Raw genomic sequence first — 21,872 nt, forward strand, 5'->3', positions numbered from 1 at the left:
GTGCTGGGTAGGCATAGGATGTTTGGCGCTTCGCGTGGATTCAATCACCCAGTACGGCTTATTGCCATCATTTTGACTGGCGGATGGGCAAAATCCATGAAACTCAGCCTTCCAGGCGTCCACCCGACATCGCGAATGCCTATGTCTGGTCAGTGGCAGCACGTTTGGGTAGTCATGTCCAATGCACTTACGCAATTGCATCGGATCTGCGGTCCGAGCAATTAATCGCCCGCGTATACACTCGCTGCTCGACGAAGCGTTTCGTGCACGTGTGATCGTATTACTGGAGGGGCGAGCACTTCAATGTCGCCAGCATTGCTGAGCAGGAACAGGCGTAAGCCTTGGGTGTCGTGGAGGGTGCAGCTCAAGTCCCATCGGTCGTCGGCGTATTGCACTACAACCTGGTCTTCAGCCAGCGGGTTCTCGGTAAGCCGATTGTGCAGGTTGGGGCTAAGACGTAGTTTGAGTTGGATGGGACTTTCGCCGTGTATCGTCATGAGATGCTTTTGGGCCTCAAAGGAGTTGACGTCGTAGCTGGCCGGGCCAGGTATTTTCTGCCAACTCGTCTTGACCTCTACCATTCGATGCAGCATGAGGGCGCACATCGACTTGGGGCCGTTACTGCTGTACTTGCCGCGGGAGGTGTCTGGCGCGGGTGGATTCGACTGCGGCCACTGCTCCTCGAGCACGTAGGCAGACAGATAGACGTTTGAATCCTGATAGGAAAGTGCCAAGGGTTTAAGTAGGTAAATGCACTCAACGCCGCCGGCGTCTCTTGGAAGGTAGGTCACCTCAAGCGAAGCATCGTCCAGAATCGCCCCTTGGATAAGGTCGAGATGCGCAGGGTCATATTTACCGGGTTTGAGCAGCGTAAAACGGGTCCCCGAAGTGATTCGCTGCGTCCAGGCGACAGTCCGCTTGGAGTGCTTGGTTATTTCCGTGGTTGCGTATTCGCGTAGCTTGGTCAGTTGTTCCGTATGTGGTGGGAAGCCGAAGCGCTCTGCGTGGTCGAAAATAGCGGCCAACGTCATTGCCTCTGTGGGAGAGAGCGTCAAGTCGAAGCTGCCCCGACCGGTTTTCCAATATTTTGATTTCTTATCTGAGCCGGTTTCACCCTGAGTTACCAACTCGGCTTCGGTCAGAGCCTCGAGGTCTCGCAGTGTGGTTTTTACATGGAGGCTGAAATCATTGAACCACCGACATAGTTCAGTGTGGATATCCGCCGTCGACAGGGACTTGCCTTCGCGTTGAAGAATTTTGCGCAAAGCGGTACGGCGTCGGTGATGATTTATCATTGCTGAAGCTCAGGGACAAAAAGTGGGTTTATCTGCTGGGACTATGTACTGGCTGACAAGCAATCCTGCGACTACATGTGTCAGCCCACAGGAGCATTTCATGAACGACCAAACCTATCTAGCCCTTCCTGACGTTTCTGGGTTCATCAGCTGGCTGGCCACTGAGCTCGATTCACAAGTGCACTTTAATCATCAATATGTCAATCGCAAGACTGATGAGAAGTGGTCATGTAGCAGCCTGTACAACGCCTTCGAAAACTACCGTTGGAACCATCCGGGTAATGCCCGCTTAGGCTTCAATCGAGGGGTTTGCTCCAGCAGCAACGGTATCGCTTTGTCTGCCCTGCGTCAGGACTTGGTGAATGCTTGTGGGAGCGACTCGCGCACTCTTGATGCAACCGTCGACGTGATGCGCTGGGGCGGTGTAACTGCCCACAATGTGGATTGGCTGAAGAAGAATGAGGTCGGTCTTGGCCGCATGTTGCAAGACGTACGAGCTGCGATAGTCGCCGGCGACAGCCAGGCACCTGTCTTGCGTTCGAAAAACCTTCGTTTCAACTCGGGGATGACCAAGGTGTACTCCTTGCTCTGCAAGGACTTCATCATCTACGACAGCCGCGTTGCCGCAGGTCTGGGCTGGATGGTCGTAAAGTATTGCCTGGCATACGGACTGTTCAAGGTTCCTGAAGGGCTGTGCTTCCCTTGGGCCGCTGCCAAGGAAGGAGAGAATACGCTCGCTCCCAAGCGCCGCGACCCTGGTACCGGCGGGCTTAAGTTCAAGGTCTTGCGCTCAGGCCATCATCACGCAATGTGGAATATGCGCGCCAGCTGGGTGCTGAGTGCGGTCCTGGCGCATCCAAGCGCCGCCGGCAGCCGCTTCCATTTGGTGCCCACTCCGAATGACCCGCTGCGCGCCCTGGAGGCTGCACTCTTCATGATTGGCTACGACCTGGGTGATCAGCTTCGAGCTTTGGCGGCTTAAAACCAGGTCGACAATTCCCTCCCCGTTGCTTGATGGGGAGGTCATTCTGAATGAGTGAGGTACAGGATGCGTGGCATGAATCCGTTGCAGGCTTTGATTATGCAGCTCGCCGCTGAAGGCGTCAGCGCTGGTGACTTGAGAAAGGCCGTTATGCAGGCATACCCAAATCTTTGTGATGCGAAGTATCAATCCACGCTATTTGGCCTGCAGGAGGCCGATAGCCTTATGGGCCAGGAAGTGGGCGGCGAGTGGTGCTTCACAGCAATCGATAAAACTGCCCCGGACTACCTTCACCCGGAGTACAGCGCTGAATTTGCCGAGAAGATCTTGGCCGCATCATGCGGGGAATTTGTAGAGATCAGCGCAGATGATTTGCTGGCTCAACTGGATGAGATGCTGGCAAAGGCACGCGCCAAGAAACCGGACACAGGGCCGTAAAACACCCGGCAGCCCAGTATTCAATACGGATGCGGTGTTTAACGAACATCAACTGTGTATCAGTCAGCAAGGGGTGTCTTGATGGACATCAAGTCCGATTTTGTGTCCGTCGAACGAGATGAGTTCGATGGTCTCACCACGATTCAGCACCTGCGTCACTGCCGGTATCGCTCTGGCAAGAATGAAATCACCTTCTCGTGGCGCCGCAATATTCGTCCTGCTTCAGACCGCATGATTCTTGATGTTGAGATCAAGACCTCGCGCTCGGGCGGCTGGCTGCCCTCTCAATTGACCTTGTTGGTCGATGGTCGACGGATCGAGTTGAAGTATCTGACAGGCAAAAACAGCGAATTTCGAGGGGGTAGCTTCTTCGAAATCGGTATGTTTTTCATCGACCCATCTCAAAAGGTTCTTCGCTGCCTGTGTGATGCCAAAGTACTGAAGGTCAAGCTTCAATCTGACGAGAAAAATGAGCACACGGTTTTTTCGGACGAGTTTTGTGCCCAGCTACAGTTGCAGGCTCAGCAGTTCTATAACAACGCTTTCGATGGTGACGAGTATTTGTCAGCCGTCAGTGGCGTAGCCGTACGGACAGAAGACACAACGTTCGCTGAACAGATTGCCAGCCGCGAGTCGCGCTATCGGCAATTGTGCAAATATCGACTGCTATGGGCTGTACTCTGGGGCAGTTTTTTTGGTGGGCTGTGTGTGCTTGGCGCGTTCGAGATCATGACGTTTTCCGTCAGGTCGACGGACCAGTTGATCATCGCTGGAGTACTCAGCGCCTCAAGCTGGCTCATTCCTCATCTTAAGATCCTTTGGATCGAACACCAGAAAAACAAAGAGTGTCCGAGTTGTCACCATAGAGCGATAAAGCTGGTCCGCTATCATGAGGCGGTTTATCAGGTCCGATCCGTGGAGCGCCTTGTCATCGACAGGCTGACAGGGCAGCGCAAGTCGCGGCAGGTGACCGTGACGGACCATGAGGTGAGTCAGGATTTCGAGTGCAAGGACTGTCGGCATCTATGGACGCGAAGCCATATTGCTCGAGGTTTCTAAGACATCCTGTCAATGAACGGCATCGCTAGGCTCGGATCTGATCTCGGCTAACGACTCATCTTGTCGCACCACGCTGTAGTCTGGAATAAGTGCCCACAGATTGAGGAGTGTCTATGGTCAGGCCAGTGCGTCCTTTCACCATGCGTTGCAAAAATTGTGGCTGGAGCCAAACGGTTTTCCCGCTCAGTGATGTCTTGCGATTCGAAGACTGTCCTGAGGTTTGCCCGCGTTGTAAAAGTCGGGATGTAAGTATGGAGCAAGCCACGGCCCTGGAAGTGGCCGTGGCGAAAGTAACGCGATTATTTGGTTAGTCCTGAGCCTGAAACTTTGCCTGGCGGCTATAGCGCACCATTTAGTTCTTTTACTTTGTATACGCCAGGCTTGACTCGCAGGTACTTTGCTTCAGCACCCTGTTCGACATTGTAGCCGCCGGCTCCCGTCTGCTCGTCCTGCGCGTAGTTGGCGATGGTCGTCCCGATCGTCGATTCCATAAAGAACTCGAATCCGATCCGATATTTTTCAACCAGGTTCTGCTCTATAGAGCACATGACCCGACGACGTTCGCTCGTCAGTTCCTGCACCTCAAAGGGTTCGCTCAGCGCACCGTTGCGCACTTCCAGCAGGATTGATTCATACAGCGTCATGCTTTTTTCCTTGTGATGTCAGCGGTCGAGATCAACCCGACTGCTGTGATTGGTCGTTTACGCGAATGTGGAATCACGCCGGCGGCTAAAAAACCTGAATCGCTCCCGCGGCCACCGGCAGAAAGAGCCATGCGGCAATGACAGGCCGACCCGATGCCGCCTCAATCGCTTGGGCGTAAGCATCGAGCTGACCCGCATGTTCCTCGGCCAATCGTTCCCACTGGGCTTCGGGCGCCGGGTTAGATTTGTGGTCAATGAGCACCCAGCCATCTTTTGTGTCCAGCAGAAGATCGATCCGACCATTGAGCACCTGACCCGAGCGCAGCAACTGTTGCACCGGATACTCAGCCAGGGCTTTGCCCTCTGGCCAGCGGGATTCGATCCAGGCGTGCAAGGCCAATTGCTGTGCGATGACCTGACTGGCATTCACATGCTCGTGCACTGCGTGGCTCTGCAACAGGTCCTGCACCTCGTCTAAGGTGAGGGGGCAGTTGGGGTCAGTGAATGAAAGGCACAAACTGGCATGAATGGCCGTTCCCAATGCACTCATTTCCGGGCTGCCTTGGAAGGCTATGCGAGTGCCGATTCGGTATGTATTACGGGCTGTGGTGCTGGTGCGAGCGCTACTGCTGGACGGTTGGAAGCCCAGTGGCAAACGAGGCTGGATCGCTTGTGCCGGGGCAAACCAGTGCAGACTCTGCTCAATCACCGCCACGGGCACAGGTGAGTCACTGGCAATGAGCGTTTGGCAATCGGCGCGCAACTCTTTTCCATTCGGCAGCTTCAAAGTCGACAGCCCGGGAGGCGTCATCAACCATGGTGCCTGGACAGTGTCGAGCCACTCTCCTGTGATCTTTCTACTCGAACGGGCGATGACCAGCAGGTCTCGGGCGCGGGTCATGCTCACGTAGAGCAGGCGTTTTGCTTCTTCAGCAGCTTCAGCCCGACACGCCTGGCCCATGGCAGTCTGCTCGAAGGTTTCGCTCAACGGAACCGCTTTCTGTTTGCCCAGTGGCCATGGCCAATAGCGGATAAAGCGGTCATGCAACGGTTTATGTGGATCGAATGCGCTATTGGACTGAGCCGAGACTGACCATAACCGGTCGCTGATATCGCGTGCCAGATCCATCAAAATCACGACCGGCCATTCCAGACCTTTACTGGCGTGATGAGTCATCACTTGAACGGCATCCAGCGCAGGAGTGGCCAGTGCATCGCTTTTGGCGTTGGCGACGTCGTCCAGCCACAACAACAACCCAGAGATGGATGCCGCTCCTAATCCATTTCGGCAGAGATCCTCATATTGCTGCGCCAGATCGATCAAAGCATCCAGGTTGGCCAAACGCTTTTGCGCCAGCGCTGTCGAGGTTGACCAGCCGGTGACACGCGTTGGTAAATCACACTCGGCGATCAGCCGTTGCAATGCCTCTGTCGGTGTCAGCACCGGCAGATCTGTGCGCAGTTGTGCAACGGCCGCCACAAGCGGGTGTTGCGAATACTCGCCGAGGCTCAGTTCACGCCACTGGGCTTTGGGGTGTCCGGCATTGAGGTAACGCAGGCGCTCGGCAACCCAGCTTTCCGGCCCTTCGGTTTCGGTTAACGAGATAATCTGTGCCGTTGCCAGGGTGTCGGTCGGGTCGTTCAATCGGCGCAAACACGCCAGTGCCAGAGTTGCCTCAGCGGTTGCCAGCAACCCGGGTTGGGTTGTGGAGCAGGGAATGCCCAGAGTCGCGAGGGCGGCGGTTACGTTCGCGACGTTACTGTGGGAGTAGCAAAGCACCGTAATATCGCCCAAACGCACCGCACGGGCTTCCTGGCGGGTTTTATCGAATACCTGATAACGGCTGGCCAGCAGTTGGCTAATCCCCTCGGCCAATGCGTTGACTTGCAATTCGGCATTTTTTCCATCCAGTACCCAATTGGCGAAGGCTGGGCCAGGTAGCTGATCCGTACGGGTCGGTATCAGCTCAATGTCCTTTGTTTCCAGGCTATTGGAGAAGGCTTTGTTGAACACATCGTTCGTTAGTTCAACCAGTTCGGTACGTGAGCGCCAAGAGTTAGGCAATACCTCTTTCTTGCCACCCATATCGGGCAAAGCCTTAAGGATGGCTTGCATCAGCGCACAGTCGCTGCCCCTAAAACCATAGATTGCCTGCTTGATATCCCCGACCCAGTAAACCTTTTTTGCAAAGCGTGAAAGCTTGAGAAAAATCGCCAACTGCATAGGGCTGGTGTCCTGGAACTCGTCGACCATGATCAGATCAAGCTCATCCTCAAGCACTTGCGCCACGGCTGGGTTGTCCAGCAACTTGAGCAAGGCGTGTTCCTGATCGGCAAAGTCCAGCACGCCAAACTCACGTTTACTGTGTTCGTACACTTTTAATACATCTATGGCCAGGCCGAAAACCTGTTCGAGATAGACGCGGATGTCGCGATGTAGATCCGGGTGTTCGGCGTAGCGGCCTATGGTTTCAGAGAGGGTTGTTACCAATGGCTTGAGCTTGGCCTCAGGAGCTTCCTTCGCCAGTTTCGCCCAATCACTCCAGCGCGCGTTGCCATGCTGCAGTTCATAGTGGAAGCGGGTAAGCAACGTTATGTAGGCTTCTGTGTTCTTTTTATCGCTGCCAGAGGCCTGTAACAGATCCAGTACCTTGGGAATGCTGTGCAACAACTCGCCGTTCAAGTCGGCTGTGGTCGGTTTGGGGAAATGCTTCAGCATGTCGTCGGCATTTCGGGCAGCAAAACCACGAGACAGTTCAAGATCAATGTCGTTGGTGCGCAACTGACTCAGAAGCTTGCGCAACTCATCGCGCCAGTTGGTATTAGCAAACTCGCCTTGTTGATTGGTGTCTTCAAGGCCCAGACGTCGGGCGACGGCGAGTAGATTATCCAGGCGTTCACCATCAAGGACCCGGTCAACCGCTTTGTTCAGTAGCAGGGCTGCCTGGTTTTCTTCCAACACACGTTGCTCGGGTGGCATGCCTGCTTCGAATGCAAAACGCTCAAGCAATTGCCCGCAAATACTGTTGATGGTCCCGATACGAGCTTGGCCCATGGCTGTGGCTAGGTTGATTTGGCCCTGCTTGAGAAGGTGGCTACGGACTCGCTCGCGCAGCTCGGCAGCGGCTTTTCGGGTAAAGGTCGTGGCAATCACACCCGAAGGCTGGACCTCCTGATCAAGCAACTCCTGGTGCAGTATTTCAGTAAGCCGGTGGGTTTTGCCGCTGCCGGCGCCAGCACTGATAAATGTGATGTGTGCGGTGGTCGACATTGTCATTGCTCCCATCCGGCCAAGGCCAGGTAGTCGTTGTAGGCTTCGTTAAGGTATTCCATCAGCATCGCCTGATCGGGAGGGATCGAGTCCTCATCCTCTTCAATACCTTGCAGCGCAACTTCAAACCGCCCCTCTGCCTGCTGCGCCTTCCGCCACTTCCAGGCCTCGGTAAAGCTGAGCCACAACTGAGGCATTGTGCTTGGCGGATTGGCTGGCACTTGCTCTGAATCTCTGAAGATATGGTCATCCGGGGTCAGCAGGCGCGCGGACTCAAGGATGAAATAGGCTACGGATGGCCATGAACCGTTGTCCTGACGAAGCAGCTCGGCATAAATCACCAATTGCAGGTGGCGGTTTGCCTTGAGCTGCTCCGGGTACTTCTTGCCCCCCGACCACTTCATGTCGACGATGCCACGATGTCCTGACGCAGTGGTCAATACGAGGTCAGCTGAGCCGCCCAATGTGCCACCCGCGAAGCAACCGGCCAGCTCCTGTTCAGACGTTATGACCATGATGCCAGCATTGAGTAAGTGCGATCGCAGTCGAGTCAAAGCACGCAGCGCACGATGGCGCAGTGTTGCCAGGTCGGCACCGCGTCCTTCCATCAGCAACACCGCGCCTTCTTCACGTACCACACGGGGGAAGTGGGTCGAGAACCAGCTGTTAAAATCTGTGGTGCTCATGCTCAGCGCGTCCGGCCGAGTGAAAAAGTGCTCAGCCAAGCGATGGGTCAACGAACCATAGAGCAAAAAACCGTCGCTCAGGCTCTGGCTTTTAGACGCCTGAATCTTGGCTCCGTATTGCAGCAACCATTGATAAGGGTTGAACAGCAACAGGTTGAGGCTCGAGAAAGACGCTTTCTCAGGCGTCTCGATCGGGATGTCGGGTGGCAGGCGCCACCAGCGTTTGCGCAGTGGCAGTGGCGCCGATGCTTGGACTTGGCAAAGCGGGCCGGGGGTATGCAGAAGCTCCTCGAGAATATGCACCTTTGGCTGCTGCACAACGGCTTCGATCATTTGCCAGAGCGGGTGGCTTTCCTCCCGTGGTGGCGCGAGTACCAGTATCAGCCGGCAGTTTGCTGCCAGGACTGGTCGCAGCCAGTCACGGGCTGCTTGAGTCAGTAGTGTGGCACCGTCCGGTAGCGCCACCCCGGCATCGGCCAATTGAATGCGTTCGGCCTTGGACCAGGGCGACAGGGGCGGTAACACCGGCATGCTCAGGTGCCACCAGATCACTGTGTCGGCTTGCTCAATGGCCGCACCTGGACGCGAGACGCTTAAGTGGGCGCCGACTTGTGCGGCCAGCAATGGATTATCCACGCCGCTGGCTGTGGCTTGCTCGATGACCTGCTGCAACTGCCGCGGTTTTAACCGCTCCACACCTTGAAGATGCAAGGTCTTGAGGGAGTCTAGTGCCGCTTCACACTGAGCATAACCTGCCTGAGCCGCGAATCTATGCGCGGGCTCTTGGTGCCCCAGGCGTGCTTTAAAAAACTTCAGCAACCGTTCGACACGTACCAGCACCTCACTGGGCGCCACGCCGTCGTCAGTCGTAAAAGTGGGCATATTCAGCCACTCGTCAATCGAGGCAAGTACGTCGGGCGCATCTGCAGCGTAATGCGCTGCGATTTCCTCCAGTGCATCCTCCCACTTGCTCCCGACGAGGCCGGGTGAGCTTGCTATTTTGGTTGCCAAGCGCCGACGTGCAAACAAACGAATCGGGCATATCGAGTGGGTCAAAAACTGCAGGAGTGCCGGGTAGTTGGCTGGTGCCCAAAGCAGCTCCGTGGCCAGTGGCAATACCTGCAGGGCAGGGCGTAGATTGCTGCTGCCATTGAGGCCATGGCGAGCCTGGCCGGCACCAATAAAATGACCATCAAGACAACCACCCTCATCACCCGTCACCAGCAAGGTGGGGGTGCCCTGGCCCAGTGAGCGGCTCAGCCAGCTGGCGGCCAATGCTCGAGTTTGCGCTTGAACAACTTGCACTGTGCCATCTTCTTGCCATTGAATGGGCGTGACCTCTACACCGGCAATGCTCTGGCGCAATTGCATTTGCAACTGCCCCAGAAAACCTTGCGCCTTACCCTCCGGTATCTCCAGGCGTTCGTTAGGCAGGAGATTCAGCACCATTTGCCAAGCCAGTGGATAAAGCTCGAAAGCGTCAGCCAACAGCACGGTCTTGATCGGGGGGCGACGAGAGCCCAGCGCCTTGGCAACATTTTGCAAGCGCTGTCCCATAGAAGGGGCGACCTGCACGCGAGCTTGAGTCTCGATCTCGGCAAGGTCTTTCAGACGTTGGCTGGCGTCGGCACCGACGCGCCCATCCCAACCGTGCAAATACAAATCATCCCGCCAGGCCAGCAATGCAGCAGCCACCCCCAATTCATCGGAGGAAAAACTGGCATGATAGAAGCGCAGTGGGTTATTGCAGTGCGCCAGGCAATCGCGGTACGTGGCTGTACGTTGTGCCGCACAAGGCTGACGTGCCACTAGGCCCAGCTGGGTCTCCAGAATATCCAGCAGTCCCTGTGGCCCGACGGTCAACGCCCCTAATCGATTACTGGCTCGGGTTGCCCGCTGACCATCGAGTTGCATGCCGAATGTGATAAGCATTTCTGACACGTTGACGCTCCTTGTGAACGCTGGTAGTTCAACGCACCGTGATTGGCACGTTGTTGCATAAGGAAAAATAGACTGCTGATCAGCGACGTGGCGCTACCCTACGAACCTGGTGCGACGGCTTGTGTCGCGCCTGCCAGGTTTTGTAGCGAAACCACGGTACCTATTGCATCCGCCACTGAATCCAGTGGCCGGTAGGCTGCCGCCGCACGATGCAGTGTTTTGCCAATCTGAGCCCGCAGCTCGGGCGGCTGCTCCACCACCATTGAGTCGCCCAGGGACAAAATCCACCAGTGCAACTGCCAGGTGTTGCTCAGTGTCGAGCGTACTCGAAAGCCATTCTCCAACGGCTCCAGTGTCATATCCGCACTCAATGGTGTCTCACGAATCAGCCGCGTCTGATGCTCACTAACCCAAGCTTGAAACTGAATCTTTTCGGGGGTGCCGAACTGCAAGGCGTCACTGGCCAGGTACGCACACAAGTCAAATGCCTGTAATCCCTCTACGGGTTTATCGAGCTGATCGACATTGCGAAAACGATGCACCGCAAACTGGCGCACATCGGTATACGGATGTGCTGTGGCGATCAAATAGGTCACCAACCCACGCTGCACCATGGCTAATGGATTGAGTGTCATTTCACTGAGTTTGTCGGTGTGTGCCGAGTAATACTGACATCGCACTTGACGCTCATTAATCAGCGCCCTCTGCAATGTTTCCAGCAACAGTGGGTCGATATCCGGCGCCTGCAGGTTTAGGTCCGGTCGCACACTAGCGACCTTCTCCAGCCAACGGGCAGCCGGGTTATCGTCCTCCAATCCCTTGAGCTTCTGCCGCGCATGCACGAAGCGCGGCTCCAGCACACTGAGCATGCTAGAGGGCAACAACGGGCGGATCGCGTCTGCAACCAGTGTCAGGCTCAAGGCTTCGGTCAGCGTTATGCCTTGCAATTCCACATTTACGCCAGGAGTCCAGTACCAGGCTTGTGGCGTGATGTTTTCGCTGCACTGCAACGGGAAAACCAGCGACAGATCAATCAAGTCACGTTCAACGGTGCGCCGGCTAATCTTGAAGCCGGAAGACTCCAGTCGTGCCAGCAACTCGGTGACTGTAATACCTGATTCACGTTTGGGCAGGTGTTTGAGCAGTTCCCACTGGCGGCTGACAGTGGAGTGCGATTTGGCTGACGGCACGCGATTTTCCTTGTGCAGGCGAGTTATGACTTAATCACCGGATAACAGGCATCGCCCCAAAGTGTTTTCGGGTTGTCGAGCATAAGCAGAATCACCAGGGGGACAAGCTTTGCCAGCAGGTTTGAGCAGTCACGCAATTGTGTGCGATTGACGCTGCCGTCCCAGGTGGCTCCGCCATGAATCATTTGGTTGCGAAGGGTATAGATGCGGTTAAACATCACCCCCAGCACCTTGGCTGTATCGCGATCGGCCAGTGCTGCATGAGCGCTACGTTTGCCGTTACGCAAGCGTTCCTCCCACATGGCTTCATTGATCTTGCCGTTCTGGAAATCCCAGAAGCTTTGGAAAACATAAGGGTTGTCCAGCAGTGCACGTATGCTCCCGGAAAACTCTGACCAAACCAGTTTTTCGATCAGGTGCTCGGTGTCCAGCGTACAAAGTTTTTGCAGGAAAGCCTTGAATGCCTCCTGTTCGGACAATCGATGCTGCTCATCAATATCGGTGGCATAGGCAGCGTTGAAAGCGATCCAGAGGAAGATGAAGCGCCCGTCAACGTCCTCTGCCTGTTCCGCACGATTGAGCCAGCTCAGGGCTCGGTGAACCCGTAGCGCAAGGTTTGGGTGGTGCGCGTCGCGTTCGTTACGGTGGCGTGTCTTGAGTGACTGGTAATCCATTCCAGGTGCTTCCTTTGGCTGAGGGGATCCGCGGGACCTTGAGGATCATGGTTTTATCGGCGGATGAGGGGCGGGATTGAGCATTCAATGAGCCCTGCGACACATTATGACGCGATATGGCGTTAAGCTATCATGTAATAAAGTTCTGTATCTATTCACTGATACGTTATAGAGCAGGTGTTTTGGATGACGCATTGCGTGTCCATCCAGCGCAGGCTCATATCTAGGCCCCAGACAAAAAATTGAGGCCAGTGGTCGCGGAAGCGGGTGACGAAGACCTCCATTGCTTACTTACATTTAAGGTTTTTTGATGTTGAAACTCGATTCGCCGTTGGCGCGGATGAAGGCAATAGCGTCCGGTTTGTTCTTGTTGGCGGCAGCGCTCTATGTCGCAGCCTTGATGTTGATCCACTCCCATCCCGTGTTGGGGGGGTACATGAAAGCCTTCTCCGAGGCTGCGATGGTTGGCGCTATCGCCGACTGGTTTGCCGTTACTGCCCTGTTCCGACGCCCCTTGGGTTTGCCTATTCCTCACACGGCTATCATCCCGCGCAACAAGGCGCGTATTGGCGCCAACCTGGGGGGCTTTATTTGTACTCACTTTCTTTCACGTGAGCAGGTACTTCAGAAGGTCAGCGAATTTGATACTGCCAGGCGGTTGGCGCAATGGCTGTCGAAGGAAGACAACGCCGCAGTCTTGTCGGGTTTAGCCGTCAATCTGGCTGGGCATGGTATTGGCGCCCTGCGTGACGAGCGTGTGCGCCAGTTTGTACGCAGCACTGCTCTGGCGCGCCTGGAAGAAGTTGATTTGGCAAAAATGAGTGGTCAGTTGCTGGAAGTGCTCACCGATGATGGGAGGGCACAGGAGGTACTCGACGCCGTATTGAATCAAGTCGATGTTTCACTGCAAGGCGAAGCGACAAAAAAACGCATCGCCGACGTTCTGGCCACGGAGTTCGAGTTCTTGCGGTTCAACGTTTTCGGCAAGGAACTGCCTCTGCACAACGTTGCCGGCAACTGGTCATCGGCAAAGTTGGTCGAGCGAATCTCTGACGTGATCAGCGAGGTCAACCACGACACTGAACACCCGTTGCGCAAACATTTCGACCAGCAGTTGGGAGCCTTGGTGCATAAGCTCAAGGAGGAGCCAGCTTTTCGTTTGCGTGCGGCACAACTGCGCGCTCAACTCGTTCAACACCCGGCCCTGCACAGCTACCTGACTGACATGGTCGACGATGTAGTGACCTGGTTCGAGCAAGACGTTGTTCGAGGAGATTCCACAACGCGCCAGCGACTGGAGGAGGGTTCCCGCAAGCTTGGCCAGGCATTGAGCGAAGACGCCTTGATGCAGGGCTGGATAAACGACCGGATTTTGGCAATGGCGGGCCCATTGGTTGAGCGCTATCGCTCAGAGATTGGCCGCTACATCGCTGAGCGCATCGAAGCCTGGAACGAGAACGAATTGGTGGAGCAACTGGAGTCACACGTGGGCAAAGACCTTCAGTTCATTCGTATCAACGGAACATTGGTGGGCGGGTTGGTGGGGGTGATCATTCATCTTGGAACTCAGCTTATATTGCAGATGTGAGCCGTACTTTGAATGGTAGTTACCATGTGAATTTAAATCCGGCGAGGTCGCCGCTTAAAGGTTTCCAGGCAACGGCCGACAAGACAAGAGGCTGAGGCTACCAAGGACCGGATCTTCCATGCAGTTACTCTGTCCGTCACGACGGGTTCAGCGATTCAAAATGAATTTTCTCGAGGCGACGCAATTTGTCGCGAAGCATTGTCATGCTCAACCCAGCCGAAAACAGGAGTATGGATCATGCTGAAAAACATTCTTGCCGCAGTTGGCCTCGTCGTTATCGCTAGGAAAGGGTACGAGGTGTATCGGTCTTACAAGTCAATGGAGGCGGAGAATGAGTTTTTGCGAAAGGGGCAGGGGCCAGTTTAGTGCCCGCTCCATCGCCTTATTGCTGCTTGTAGACCTGCGTCTGATTGACAGTTTACCAAGGCATGGCAAAGTGATATTACTTGAAGGATGACTCCGGTCCATTGGTGTTCAGGCGCCAGGCTGTGCGCTGGACATTACGACTTGGGGGCAACTTGTGTTTGATCCCGGATGCGCCAGTGCTTCCGACACTGTAATAAGGACATTTCATGCCAGCTGAAAATTGGCTGATTCAGCTCAATCGCGAGTCAGCTGAATTCGCGCGTCTGTATCAGGAGTTGCAAGAGGGAAAGACCATCGACCGAACTTTGCGTATAGCGGTCTGTGGTCTGATGAACGCCGGCAAGAGTGCCCTGCTCAATGCATTGACCGGCCATCTTGAAATGGAGTTCTTTGAAACCAAGGCCGTGCGCTCGACGAATACGGTGCAAACCTTGACCCATGGAGGGATTACTTACGTTGACACTCCGGGCATTGACGCCAATGACGAAGATGACCGGAACGCCTGGCGTGGCTTGGCGACCGCCGACTTTATCCTGTTCGCCCACAATCTGGGTACGGGCACACTGGAAACCGTAGAAATCAACTTCCTTAAGGAATTGAAACAGCGGCGTCCTGATATCGAAGACAGCTTACTGGTCGTTCTGACCCATGCCGAAAGTGCGTCGGAGCAAAGGCAGGATCGTCTGGACGCAATCAGCGCCATCCTATCGGCGTTGTTCAAGGCACCTCGCACGTTGATCCCGACCTCGTTCACGACATACCGCAAAGGCGTGTTGGAGCAAAAGCCCGCCCTTATCGAACATAGCGGTATCAACCTGCTGCACCAGCACTTGAAGGCATTTGTCGAGCGCACCGAAAGCGAACTGCACGCCGTCCGCCGTACGCGAGATCAGCAGCGTCTGGGTAAGTTGGAGGCCATTGTCGATAAGGCCATCGCCAAGCGTGAACGCGCACTGGCTGCCGTCGAAGCCAAACAATCACAAGCTTTTCTAGTGTTGAGCCAGAGTGTGAATCAGTTGGTCAGTACGACCCGAGAACGCATCAGTCGCTACGAAACCCTTGAATCCGATTGAGAGAGCATTGCTATGTGGTGGTTTTTGGTGGTACCCGTGATCGGCGCCGTGGCTGCGGCCCTCACTAGCTCCGACGATGAAGAAAAAGAAGAGGCTGAACGCCGGGCACGCATTCAGGCCCGTGAGGCCGAGGCACAAGCCATTGCTCGTCGCAAACAGGCAGACCTGGAAAAACGTAAGGCTCAACTGGTTGCCGACGTTGATGGCCAACTGAACGATTTGTTTGCGACGCACCCCGCCGTGCTCGATCGAACCGACCAGGGCGCGTTGCACGTCAGCTTTGACAGCCTTCGTACCTTTGCAATCAAGAAGGTGCCGAGCAAACCAAAAACCATGTTGAAGCACCTGGAGGCAATTGCCCCCGGTGCAACCTTCAGCCCGATTTGGACGAAGCATGCGGTCCAGGCGCACGCACTTCAGAAAGAAATCACGGGCCTTCAGCGCCTGAAAGAAGAATTGCTGGGATAAGCCACGATGACCGACCGCCACGCCAACCGAAATGATTTGTTAAATGTCTTCGCCGGGATTGCCGGTGAGTTTGATCAGGTTAAACGCCAGATCGACCGCCGGGAAAGCGTGCTCGAGGCTCAGCTGAAGAAGCTTGACGTCGCTCGCAAGACTTCGCCCTGGCGTGAAAGTCCGCTTGAACAACGTCACCCGTTGCAGGACATGGCTGAGCGCTGCCAGCAGGGGCTCGACAGTCAGCTTGATACCTGGATCAAGAGTGCCGAAAACTATGAGCGTAATACTTCGTTTCGCAAGGATTTCGATGACTCGCTGCTGATCTTCGTCTACGGCAAGGTCAAAGCCGGAAAGTCCTCCCTGGGGAATTATCTCGCCTACGGGAACACTGCTCCGGGCGCTGCCGTGATCGACAGCGCCTCCCCTCGCCCCGAGTTTTTCTGGCGCGAAAGTACCGGCACTGCGGAAACCATGTCGGCAGAACTAATGAGCAAGCAGCGATGCTTTGGCGTCGACGTGGTGGAAGCGACCAGCTCAATCCAGGGCTTCAGGTTGCCAGGTATGACCTGGGTCGATTCCCCTGGGGTTCACTCGGTCAACAGCGTCAACGGCCAGTTGGCCGACGACTATGTCGCGTGTGCCGACCTGATCGTATTCCTGAGCAACTCCAGCAGCCCTGGCCGGCACTCCGATATGAATGAGGTCGTCGGGCTGCTCAAGAAAAAGAAAAACCTGATGGTGCTTATTACGGGCAGCGATGTGATTGAGCAGGATGTTGATGACTTGGGTAACCTGGTTAACCAACGGGTAATGAAGGAGCGATCGGATCGCGATGACCAGATTGGTTACGTCGAGTCGGAGCTGGCCAAGATCGACCCATCGGCACACTCGCTCCTGGATCAAATCAATATTCACTCGATTTCGGTGCGTTATGCCGAGGAAGGTGGCCCCCAAGAGCAGGCGCAACGCTGGCAGGACAGTGGGCTGGCCGACTTCGCCGCAGATATTGGCAACATAGCCCGCTCCAAGGGGCTCGCCCTCAAGCGCCAGACACCCTTGAAGAATCTGCAGGCGTTCTGCGTCAAGCTGGTCGAGTCGACGGATAAGCTGGAAAAAGAGCTGGTTGATATCAGAACAGGGCTGAGCGCTGCGCGTAAGGACCTGAAACTGAGCATCGATCATATTCTGAGCCAACTCAGAAAAGAGTTACCGGGTCAGATCGAAAAGTATGCCGATCAATATGCGATGAACGACCAGGCTTTTTCTGAATCCTGCCGTAAGTTGCTCGATCATGCTTTCCAGCATTACGCCAGCGAACTGTGCGATTCGATTGGCCAGAAATTCGAAAACATTGAAATTCACGACCAGGCGGTTGGACCTGTCGCTCGCGAGGTCCCTCAGTTTTCAGAGCGCGTTGAAAAGATCAAATTCGACTCCCGCCGCAATGAGTCATTTGGCAGGGCTGGGGGAGCTGGTTTCGGTGCCTGGGGGGGCGCTGAAGGCGGGGCAATTTTAGGCAGTATGATCCTGCCAGGTGTGGGGACTATCGTCGGTGGCCTGATCGGTGGCGCACTTGGAGCCTGGGCGGGAAACAAGGCTGGGGGCGCGGCGGGCGAATACTTCAATACCACTGAAGAAATCGAAGTGGCTGTAGGCGACAACCGCGACGAAGTTTCACTGGGGACCCGCAAACAGTTGCTTGAGCTTGCCGAGAATCGGCTGAAGGTCCTGTATGAGCAACTGGACCAATTGTGCTTTATCGACATCGCCGACTGGTTGAAAAACTTCCACAGCGCATTGAAAGACATGCGCCAGCACACGCTTACTCAAATTCAGGAAATCGAAAAGGAGCTGTCCCATGGCATTGCCTGACTTCGCACGGGTTATCCACACGTATGAACGGGTCAGCACCCCGCTGGGCCGTTGGCTGTCCGAACAACAACGTGATGAGCTGGGAGCCCGGCTGCAGACCAAGGCTGAGCAGTTACACCCTCGAATCATGGTCTACGGTAACTACAACGCTGGCAAAAGTACCCTGCTCAATGCCTTGATGGGGCGGGCAGATGCCAAGATGGCGGATCGACCGGAAACGGCCGCGGTAACCGAGTACCGCTGGGGCAATTACACGCTGCTCGACACACCTGGCATCGACGCACCGATTGAGCATGAAGAGGTGGCTGAGAACCAACTGCACAATAGCGAAGTGGTGTTGTTCGTGGTCGCTGCAGGCGGTGCCACCGACGAAGCGAAAACCTGGGAGCGGTTGGTCGATATCGTCGCCTCAGAGCGCCGGGTAATGCTTATCGTCAACAACAAGGCAGGCATTACGGTCGGCGATCGCGATTATGTCGGCATCACCGATCGCTTACGCATTCATCTGCAGCGTGCGGCGAGTGAGCGCGGTATTGAAAACATTCTGGACAAGGTCCCGGTGCAATGGGTCAATGCCAGAAGCGCCCTCAAAGGACGACTCGAGGACAAGGCGCCGCTGGTAAGCGCCAGCGGCATTCTTGAACTGGAAGAGGCACTGGGCGACTTCCTGGAGCAGAGCGACACCGGGACAATATTCGCGGCTTGCCGCAAAGACTTGGTGGTTGCGATCGAACAAGCCAATTTGCGTTTGGTGCAGGCCGGTAATGACCGTCAGGCTGAAGCGCTGACAAACGCCAAAAAGCAGATTGAAAACGAGCGCAGCCGTCTGACTGCATGCCTGAACGATCACCTGGATCGCGATTGTCGTAGCGCAAAGCAGGCAATTGTCAGTCTGATTACTTCGGTAGCAGAAGGACAAGTCAGGGGTGACACCAACCAGGCGATGGAAGAGGGGGCGGCAGAAGTTGTCCAGTCTCTGGGCGACAAACTGATGCGCACGCTGGAGTACGAGCTGCCCAAGACTCAGCAGAGCCTGGGTGAAATCGGTGAGAAACTGGCCGAGTCCACTCTCCGACACGCTGACGCCATGCTGAATGCGGATCTGGATGCGCCGCAGGATGCTGGTGAAAGCATCCTGTCGCCAGCCATCAAGGATGCCTTGAAGAAAGTCCCCATGGGTAACGTCAAGGACATGACTGAACAGGGAGTGAAAGCGGCACTGGAGCTAGGAAAAGAGTTTCTGCCCAAACTGTTCAAAGGTATTGGCCCCAAGACCATGGGACGCTGGGCCAGTACAGCGGGTCGCTGGGCGGGGCCTTTGGTACAGGTCGGCGTGGCGTTGTACGACATCTACCAGGCTATTCGTACAGAGAATGCGGAGAAGGCAGCGCAAGCTCGTCGTACCAAAGCCATCGACGATTCTGCCAGTTCGTTTGTCCACGATTTGCGTCAGGCCTACCAGTTCCAAATCACTCTGGTGGTTGAGCAGGTGTTCAAACCTATGGATGAGTGGATCGACGCGCAAAGCCAGGCTCTGGTGCAACAAGACAAGGCCGCAGAGAACGATAGAATTCTGTTCGAACAGGCACTGATTGAACTGCGCCCGCAAGACTGATCTGGTCATTAACGCATCTCATCTCAACATTCGCTCCGGACATAGGACGGGGCGAATGCTTCCAGAGAGCCCAGAGTCACGCCTATTATTCTTCCATCTCGGAAGTTCAATTAATTCGTGATGCAGTTCGTCACGAATCAAAATGCCGGGTTGAGTCACTCATAAAGCCAAGGCTTCAACTCATCCAGATTCTTCACCACGATCTGCTGCGCCGCCGCTTTGGGGTCGAGCTTTTTCGGATCGATTTGAAAGCGTTGCAACACATACTTGACCAAGGCGCGGCGTGTCGGAATGACCAGCACACCATTCTCCATGCCGAAATCGGCTTCGATGATTGCTTTCTGTTCTGGCTTGAGCCTTGAGTCGGGTTCGATGATCACGGCTACCTTGGTGTTCCAGTCTTCATCCTCGTCGATGAGGTTCTCGGTCTTGCGTTCGAACTCCGGTTGGCCGCGCAGACGACTCAGCACAAAATCCCGGTATTCACGATTCTTCTCGCAATACGCCCGCACATGCCAACGCATACCGGTGTAAATCAGTGTGTGTGGTGCAATCAAGCGAGTTTCTGGAGCCGGGTTAGCGAGTGAAACGTACTCGACTTCAATAACCTCGCTGTCGCGGCATGCCTTAAGCAATGGGCGCAACACTTCAGGTCGAATCGTCCGGTCCGGCACCTCCAGAACCATGGTGTGGGCATACGCCAAGGCCAAACCTTCCACATGCGGCGCACGGGAATGGGTCTGGTTCAGCAGGTGCAGATAAGCGCTGGCGCTGTCGTCGATGAACAATGGCTTGAACTGTTTGCTGGGGACGTAGCCCTTCAGCTGCTTGTCATATGTAAGGTTTTTAGGCGCATGTTCGGTGATGTAAGTGTTGATGTCCTTGGACGCCTGCTGACGACTGATCCCGAAGCTTTGGATCAGGTGCACTGTGGTCAGCCGGCCTTCCCACCAGGCGACAGTCTCGATCAGACGATAGCGAAGTGCCAGATCCCAGCGAACTTGCTCGATGTCTTGTTTGCGTTTCATGACCGCTCCATGTGCGTGAATACTTTACCTGTATAAGTCTACATTCTAGACCTGTCGTTTAACACTACATATCTTGTGTCTGTCTTCGAGATTTATCGAACTCACGGAAGGAAGTGGACATGAGTATGTCGGAAGCGGTTTCGACAGGTGCTTTGCTGATGATGGGGGCAATCCTGCTGGTGCTTCTGCTGCAGTACCTGAGGTTGCGTGAACTCTGGCAAATGGCTCTTGGCTATCAAAAGAGCGCGCGTTGGGCACGGATCTGCGAAATGGAGAACCGGGAGCTGCGCTCGGCTCTGCGCGCTGAGAAAGCGCACATCGAGCAGTTGCAAAGAAAGCTCGTGATTTTGCAAGAATTGATACCAGCAGTGTGAAGGAGAAGGATGTGAACAGACTTGAAAGGATCAAAGGCTGCCTTCTGGGTGGTGCCGTCGGAGATGCATTGGGCGCCGCGGTAGAGTTCCTCGATTGGCCTGCAATCGAAGCTAAATTCGGTCCACAGGGAATCGTTGATTTTTCCCCAGCTTTCGGTATCACCGGTGCCATCACCGACGACACGCAGATGATGCTCTTCACGGCCGAAGGCTTGCTGCGGGCTTATGTGTGCGGCAGTTCGCGAGGGATTTGCCACGTTCCCAGCATTATCCATCATGCGTTGCTGCGCTGGTTGATGACCCAGGATTACCCTACGGCGATTCCGGTCAGCACGGACGGGTGGCTGATCGAGCAGCCAGAACTTTGGTCTCGGCGTGCCCCTGGCACTACCTGCCTCAATGCACTCAAAGTCAGTCCACGTCTAGGCGCCGTCGCCGAAAACAACAGTAAAGGCTGTGGCGCCGTGATGCGCGTAGCGCCCTGTGCATTCTTTGGCAACGCCTTCGACTACGCTGCCCAGTCCGGGCGCCTGACTCACGGGCACCCCAGCGGTTACCTTGCGGCAGGGCTATTCGCTGACATCCTCCAGCGTATGGTTGACCGGCAAGACAGCCTCGAACACGCAATCACCGAAAGCCTGGCCAAATACGGGCAAGAGCCCGGTATGGAAGAAACCCGCAGCCTTATCGAACGTGTGCTGTTCTTCTTCTATGAAGGCTACCGGCCCACCCCGCAACGCATCGACGAACTAGGTGGCGGTTGGGTCGCTGAAGGGTCGCTGGCAATTGGTCTTTGGTGTGCCCTGACGGCGAGCTCGTTTGAGGAGGGCGTGATCACGGCAGTGAATCATGGTGGCGACAGCGACGGCACCGGGCTGATCGCTGGACACCTACTTGGTGTTCAGTATGGCGCTGCGGCGATACCTGCTCGGTGGTTCGAACAATTGGAGTTGCGCGAGGTGATTGCGCAGATTGCCGAGGATATTGAGCGCGTTCCGCGGGATTACTGTGGGTATGGTGGAGAGTTCGATCAGTTGATCAAGCAGATGTATCCCGGCGGGTGAGGGAACTGATGGCGGCGCATTTTCATTTCGCCACTGAGCTATTCGCTGCGTAGGCTTTGGAGCCTTCACCAAGGTGATAGGCCTTTCGGTTTTCTGTGGGCATGGGGCGTCCTATGCCGGGTCATGCCCGGGCGGTGAAGGGGTGGGAATCGTCTATAGTTAGGGGTTCAGCCAGTGGAGGTATTTATGGAATGCCTAATTTGCGATGAGCCTGCTTCGGACGTTGATGCTGGTGATGATTACCAGGAAA

17 protein-coding genes are annotated in these 21,872 nt (G+C 55.4%); 10 read left to right on the forward strand and 7 right to left on the reverse strand.

Going from position 1 to position 21,872, the window contains the following annotated elements:
* Positions 1-221: 221 nt before the first annotated feature.
* Positions 222-1,295, reverse strand: a complete 1,074-nt coding sequence (locus FFS64_RS17960) for a YafY family protein (RefSeq protein ID WP_137806502.1) — start codon at positions 1,293-1,295, stop codon at positions 222-224.
* 100 nt (positions 1,296-1,395) lie between these two features.
* Here FFS64_RS17960 and FFS64_RS17965 point away from each other — a divergent pair, with 100 nt between their 5' ends.
* From FFS64_RS17965 to FFS64_RS17975, 3 genes are all read left to right on the forward strand, one after another.
* Positions 1,396-2,277, forward strand: coding sequence for a hypothetical protein (locus FFS64_RS17965; RefSeq protein WP_137806503.1), 882 nt, complete (start codon positions 1,396-1,398; stop codon positions 2,275-2,277).
* 75 nt (positions 2,278-2,352) lie between these two features.
* Complete coding sequence (locus tag FFS64_RS17970) at positions 2,353-2,715, forward strand: hypothetical protein (protein ID WP_256660478.1); 363 nt, start codon at positions 2,353-2,355, stop codon at positions 2,713-2,715.
* Between the two features lie 81 nt (positions 2,716-2,796).
* Positions 2,797-3,774, forward strand: a complete 978-nt coding sequence (locus tag FFS64_RS17975; protein ID WP_137806505.1) for a hypothetical protein — start codon at positions 2,797-2,799, stop codon at positions 3,772-3,774.
* A 338-nt stretch (positions 3,775-4,112) separates the two neighbouring features.
* Here the strand turns inward: FFS64_RS17975 and FFS64_RS17980 are convergent, their stop codons facing one another.
* The 5 genes from FFS64_RS17980 to FFS64_RS18000 all read right to left on the reverse strand — a co-directional run bounded on the left by FFS64_RS17980 (position 4,113) and on the right by FFS64_RS18000 (position 12,180).
* Positions 4,113-4,418 (reverse strand): hypothetical protein, encoded by a 306-nt coding sequence (locus FFS64_RS17980; protein ID WP_137806506.1) that lies wholly within the window; start codon positions 4,416-4,418, stop codon positions 4,113-4,115.
* Positions 4,419-4,503: 85 nt separating this feature from the next.
* Positions 4,504-7,689 (reverse strand): exodeoxyribonuclease V subunit beta, encoded by a 3,186-nt coding sequence (locus FFS64_RS17985; RefSeq protein ID WP_137806507.1) that lies wholly within the window; start codon positions 7,687-7,689, stop codon positions 4,504-4,506.
* A gap of 2 nt (positions 7,690-7,691) precedes the next feature.
* The gene (locus FFS64_RS17990) at positions 7,692-10,307 is read right to left on the reverse strand and encodes a PD-(D/E)XK nuclease family protein (protein ID WP_137806560.1); all 2,616 of its coding nucleotides are present in this window, start codon (positions 10,305-10,307) and stop codon (positions 7,692-7,694) included.
* A gap of 107 nt (positions 10,308-10,414) precedes the next feature.
* Positions 10,415-11,506 (reverse strand): YafY family protein, encoded by a 1,092-nt coding sequence (locus tag FFS64_RS17995; RefSeq protein WP_137806508.1) that lies wholly within the window; start codon positions 11,504-11,506, stop codon positions 10,415-10,417.
* A 23-nt stretch (positions 11,507-11,529) separates the two neighbouring features.
* Complete coding sequence (locus FFS64_RS18000) at positions 11,530-12,180, reverse strand: HEPN domain-containing protein (protein ID WP_137806509.1); 651 nt, start codon at positions 12,178-12,180, stop codon at positions 11,530-11,532.
* A gap of 310 nt (positions 12,181-12,490) precedes the next feature.
* On the opposite strand from FFS64_RS18000, the gene FFS64_RS18005 reads away from it, so the two are divergent.
* The 5 genes from FFS64_RS18005 to FFS64_RS18025 all read left to right on the forward strand — a co-directional run bounded on the left by FFS64_RS18005 (position 12,491) and on the right by FFS64_RS18025 (position 19,156).
* Positions 12,491-13,768 (forward strand): DUF445 domain-containing protein, encoded by a 1,278-nt coding sequence (locus FFS64_RS18005; RefSeq protein WP_137806510.1) that lies wholly within the window; start codon positions 12,491-12,493, stop codon positions 13,766-13,768.
* 572 nt (positions 13,769-14,340) lie between these two features.
* Positions 14,341-15,207 carry a GTPase gene (locus FFS64_RS18010; protein WP_137806511.1) on the forward strand — a complete coding sequence of 289 codons (867 nt, stop codon included), beginning with the start codon at positions 14,341-14,343 and terminating at the stop codon, positions 15,205-15,207.
* A gap of 12 nt (positions 15,208-15,219) precedes the next feature.
* A complete protein-coding gene (locus tag FFS64_RS18015; protein WP_137806512.1) occupies positions 15,220-15,675 on the forward strand; it encodes a hypothetical protein in 456 nt (151 codons plus the stop codon).
* A gap of 6 nt (positions 15,676-15,681) precedes the next feature.
* Positions 15,682-17,541 carry a hypothetical protein gene (locus tag FFS64_RS18020; RefSeq protein ID WP_137806513.1) on the forward strand — a complete coding sequence of 620 codons (1,860 nt, stop codon included), beginning with the start codon at positions 15,682-15,684 and terminating at the stop codon, positions 17,539-17,541.
* Complete coding sequence (locus FFS64_RS18025; protein WP_137806514.1) at positions 17,528-19,156, forward strand: GTPase; 1,629 nt, start codon at positions 17,528-17,530, stop codon at positions 19,154-19,156. The genes FFS64_RS18020 and FFS64_RS18025 overlap by 14 nt, the downstream gene beginning before the upstream one ends.
* Positions 19,157-19,311: 155 nt before the next feature.
* Here FFS64_RS18025 and FFS64_RS18030 read toward each other — a convergent pair whose 3' ends face one another.
* The gene (locus FFS64_RS18030) at positions 19,312-20,184 is read right to left on the reverse strand and encodes a WYL domain-containing protein (RefSeq protein WP_137806515.1); all 873 of its coding nucleotides are present in this window, start codon (positions 20,182-20,184) and stop codon (positions 19,312-19,314) included.
* A 119-nt stretch (positions 20,185-20,303) separates the two neighbouring features.
* On the opposite strand from FFS64_RS18030, the gene FFS64_RS18035 reads away from it, so the two are divergent.
* Both FFS64_RS18035 and FFS64_RS18040 read left to right on the forward strand, forming a co-directional pair.
* The gene (locus FFS64_RS18035; protein ID WP_137806516.1) at positions 20,304-20,558 is read left to right on the forward strand and encodes a hypothetical protein; all 255 of its coding nucleotides are present in this window, start codon (positions 20,304-20,306) and stop codon (positions 20,556-20,558) included.
* 11 nt (positions 20,559-20,569) lie between these two features.
* Entirely contained in the window at positions 20,570-21,622 is a 1,053-nt protein-coding gene (locus tag FFS64_RS18040; RefSeq protein ID WP_137806517.1) for an ADP-ribosylglycohydrolase family protein, read from the forward strand.
* The last annotated feature ends 250 nt before the right edge of the window (positions 21,623-21,872 follow it).

The organism is Pseudomonas sp. G(2018) (genome assembly GCF_005502415.1).
Lineage (GTDB): Bacteria > Pseudomonadota > Gammaproteobacteria > Pseudomonadales > Pseudomonadaceae > Aquipseudomonas.

Coding starts and splice junctions, on each gene's coding strand:
- FFS64_RS17960 (WP_137806502.1), bottom strand. CDS start 1,295: ATGATAAATCATCACCGACGCCGTACCGCTTTGCGCAAAATTCTTCAA.
- FFS64_RS17965 (WP_137806503.1), top strand. CDS start 1,396: ATGAACGACCAAACCTATCTAGCCCTTCCTGACGTTTCTGGGTTCATC.
- FFS64_RS17970 (WP_256660478.1), top strand. CDS start 2,353: ATGAATCCGTTGCAGGCTTTGATTATGCAGCTCGCCGCTGAAGGCGTC.
- FFS64_RS17975 (WP_137806505.1), top strand. CDS start 2,797: ATGGACATCAAGTCCGATTTTGTGTCCGTCGAACGAGATGAGTTCGAT.
- FFS64_RS17980 (WP_137806506.1), bottom strand. CDS start 4,418: ATGACGCTGTATGAATCAATCCTGCTGGAAGTGCGCAACGGTGCGCTG.
- FFS64_RS17985 (WP_137806507.1), bottom strand. CDS start 7,689: ATGTCGACCACCGCACACATCACATTTATCAGTGCTGGCGCCGGCAGC.
- FFS64_RS17990 (WP_137806560.1), bottom strand. CDS start 10,307: ATGCTTATCACATTCGGCATGCAACTCGATGGTCAGCGGGCAACCCGA.
- FFS64_RS18000 (WP_137806509.1), bottom strand. CDS start 12,180: ATGGATTACCAGTCACTCAAGACACGCCACCGTAACGAACGCGACGCG.
- FFS64_RS18005 (WP_137806510.1), top strand. CDS start 12,491: ATGTTGAAACTCGATTCGCCGTTGGCGCGGATGAAGGCAATAGCGTCC.
- FFS64_RS18010 (WP_137806511.1), top strand. CDS start 14,341: ATGCCAGCTGAAAATTGGCTGATTCAGCTCAATCGCGAGTCAGCTGAA.
- FFS64_RS18015 (WP_137806512.1), top strand. CDS start 15,220: ATGTGGTGGTTTTTGGTGGTACCCGTGATCGGCGCCGTGGCTGCGGCC.
- FFS64_RS18020 (WP_137806513.1), top strand. CDS start 15,682: ATGACCGACCGCCACGCCAACCGAAATGATTTGTTAAATGTCTTCGCC.
- FFS64_RS18025 (WP_137806514.1), top strand. CDS start 17,528: ATGGCATTGCCTGACTTCGCACGGGTTATCCACACGTATGAACGGGTC.
- FFS64_RS18030 (WP_137806515.1), bottom strand. CDS start 20,184: ATGAAACGCAAACAAGACATCGAGCAAGTTCGCTGGGATCTGGCACTT.
- FFS64_RS18035 (WP_137806516.1), top strand. CDS start 20,304: ATGAGTATGTCGGAAGCGGTTTCGACAGGTGCTTTGCTGATGATGGGG.